A 3,209-nucleotide genomic window follows, 5' to 3' on the forward strand; every position below is an offset into this window, starting at 1 on the left:
TTGTCTGGTGAGGTGATGGGTGGCTGGTCGTTGTTTGAGAACTGCACAGTGGACGCGAGCATCTGTGGCCAAGTTTTTAAGGGCGCACGGTGGATGCCTTGGCACCAGGAACCGATGAAGGACGTGGGAGGCCACGATAGTCCCCGGGGAGCCGTCAACCAGGCTTTGATCCGGGGGTTTCCGAATGGGGAAACCCGGCAGTCGTCATGGGCTGTCACCCGCTGCTGAACACATAGGCAGTGTGGAGGGAACGAGGGGAAGTGAAACATCTCAGTACCCTCAGGAAGAGAAAACAACCGTGATTCCGGGAGTAGTGGCGAGCGAAACCGGATGAGGCCAAACCGTATGCGTGTGAGACCCGGCAGGGGTTGCGCATGCGGGGTTGTGGGATCTCTCTTCTGTCGTCTGCCGGCGACAGGACGAGTCAGAAACCGTTGATGTAGACGAAGGACATGCGAAAGGTCCGGCGTAGAGGGTAAGACCCCCGTAGTCGAAACGTCAGCGGCTCGTTTGAGAGACACCCAAGTAGCACGGGGCCCGAGAAATCCCGTGTGAATCTGGCGGGACCACCCGCTAAGCCTAAATATTCCCTGGTGACCGATAGCGGATAGTACCGTGAGGGAATGGTGAAAAGTACCGCGGGAGCGGAGTGAAATAGTACCTGAAACCGTGTGCCTACAAGCCGTGGGAGCGTCGGATGTATCTTCGGATGCATCTCGTGACTGCGTGCCTTTTGAAGAATGAGCCTGCGAGTTTGCGGTGTGTTGCGAGGTTAACCCGGGTGGGGAAGCCGTAGCGAAAGCGAGTCCGAACAGGGCGCTTCAGTAGCACGCTCAAGACCCGAAGCGGAGTGATCTAGCCATGGGCAGGTTGAAGCGGAGGTAAGACTTCGTGGAGGACCGAACCCACCAGGGTTGAAAACCTGGGGGATGACCTGTGGTTAGGGGTGAAAGGCCAATCAAACTCCGTGATAGCTGGTTCTCCCCGAAATGCATTTAGGTGCAGCGTCGTGTGTTTCTTGCCGGAGGTAGAGCACTGGATAGGCGATGGGCCCTACCGGGTTACTGACCTTAGCCAAACTCCGAATGCCGGTAAGTGAGAGCACGGCAGTGAGACTGTGGGGGATAAGCTCCATGGTCGAGAGGGAAACAGCCCAGAGCATCGACTAAGGCCCCTAAGCGTACGCTAAGTGGGAAAGGATGTGGAGTCGCACAGACAACCAGGAGGTTGGCTTAGAAGCAGCCACCCTTGAAAGAGTGCGTAATAGCTCACTGGTCTAGTGATTCCGCGCCGACAATGTAGCGGGGCTCAAGCGTACCGCCGAAGTCGTGTCATTCGTACAAGAAGCCCCAACGGGTGTACGGATGGGTAGGGGAGCGTCGTGTGCCGGGTGAAGCCGCGCCGGAAGGCAGTGGTGGACGGTTCACGAGTGAGAATGCAGGCATGAGTAGCGATACAAACGTGAGAAACGTTTGCGCCGATTGACTAAGGGTTCCTGGGTCAAGCTGATCTGCCCAGGGTAAGTCGGGACCTAAGGCGAGGCCGACAGGCGTAGTCGATGGATAACCGGTTGATATTCCGGTACCCGCTGTGAAGCGTCAAACATCGAACCAGACGATGCTAAGTCCGTGAAGCCGTCCCGGAGCCTTCGGGCAAAGGGAAGTGGTGGAGCCGACGATCCAGATCTGCAGTAGGTGAGTGATGGGGTGACGCAGGAAGGTAGTCCAGCCCGGGCGATGGTAGTCCCGGGGTAAGGGTGTAGCCCGAGTGGTAGGCAAATCCGCCACTCATACAGGGTGAGACCTGATGCCGAGCCGATTGTGGTGAAGTGGATGATCCTATGCTGTCGAGAAAAGCCTCTAGCGAGTTTCATGGCGGCCCGTACCCTAAACCGACTCAGGTGGTCAGGTAGAGAATACCGAGGCGTTCGGGTGAACTATGGTTAAGGAACTCGGCAAAATGCCCCCGTAACTTCGGGAGAAGGGGGGCCACACCTGGTGATCCGTTTTACACGGTGAGCTGGGGGTGGCCGCAGAGACCAGCGAGAAGCGACTGTTTACTAAAAACACAGGTCCGTGCGAAGCCGTAAGGCGATGTATACGGACTGACGCCTGCCCGGTGCTGGAACGTTAAGGGGACCGGTTAGTCCTGTTTCGACAGGGCGAAGCTGAGAACTTAAGCGCCAGTAAACGGCGGTGGTAACTATAACCATCCTAAGGTAGCGAAATTCCTTGTCGGGTAAGTTCCGACCTGCACGAATGGCGTAACGACTTCTCGACTGTCTCAACCATAGGCCCGGTGAAATTGCACTACGAGTAAAGATGCTCGTTTCGCGCAGCAGGACGGAAAGACCCCGGGACCTTTACTACAGTTTGATATTGGTGTTCGGTTCGGCTTGTGTAGGATAGCTGGGAGACTGTGAACTCTGGACGCCAGTTCAGGGGGAGTCGTCGTTGAAATACCAGTCTGGTCGTGCTGGATGTCTAACCTGGGTCCGTGATCCGGATCAGGGACAGTGTCTGATGGGTAGTTTAACTGGGGCGGTTGCCTCCTAAAGAGTAACGGAGGCGCCCAAAGGTTCCCTCAGCCTGGTTGGTAATCAGGTGTTGAGTGTAAGTGCACAAGGGAGCTTGACTGTGAGACCGACGGGTCGAGCAGGGACGAAAGTCGGGACTAGTGATCCGGCGGTGGCTTGTGGAAGCGCCGTCGCTCAACGGATAAAAGGTACCCCGGGGATAACAGGCTGATCTTCCCCAAGAGTCCATATCGACGGGATGGTTTGGCACCTCGATGTCGGCTCGTCGCATCCTGGGGCTGGAGTCGGTCCCAAGGGTTGGGCTGTTCGCCCATTAAAGCGGTACGCGAGCTGGGTTTAGAACGTCGTGAGACAGTTCGGTCCCTATCCGCTGTGCGCGTAGGAATATTGAGAAGGGCTGTCCCTAGTACGAGAGGACCGGGACGGACGAACCTCTGGTGTGCCAGTTGTCCTGCCAAGGGCATGGCTGGTTGGCTACGTTCGGGAGGGATAACCGCTGAAAGCATCTAAGCGGGAAGCCTGCTTCGAGATGAGTATTCCCACCTCCTTGAGAGGGTAAGGCTCCCAGTAGACGACTGGGTTGATAGGCCAGATATGGAAGCCTGGTAACGGGTGGAGTTGACTGGTACTAATAGGCCGAGGGCTTGTCCTCAGTTGCTCGCGTCCACTGTGT

General features: G+C 56.8%; 1 rRNA gene. It reads left to right on the forward strand.

Features of this window, described 5'->3' with window-relative positions:
- Positions 1-66 precede the first annotated feature (66 nt).
- A 23S ribosomal RNA gene (locus tag IF655_RS30805) occupies positions 67-3,188 on the forward strand.
- The last annotated feature ends 21 nt before the right edge of the window (positions 3,189-3,209 follow it).

The organism is Streptomyces sp. DSM 110735 (assembly GCF_016482685.1).
Lineage (GTDB): Bacteria > Actinomycetota > Actinomycetes > Streptomycetales > Streptomycetaceae > Streptomyces.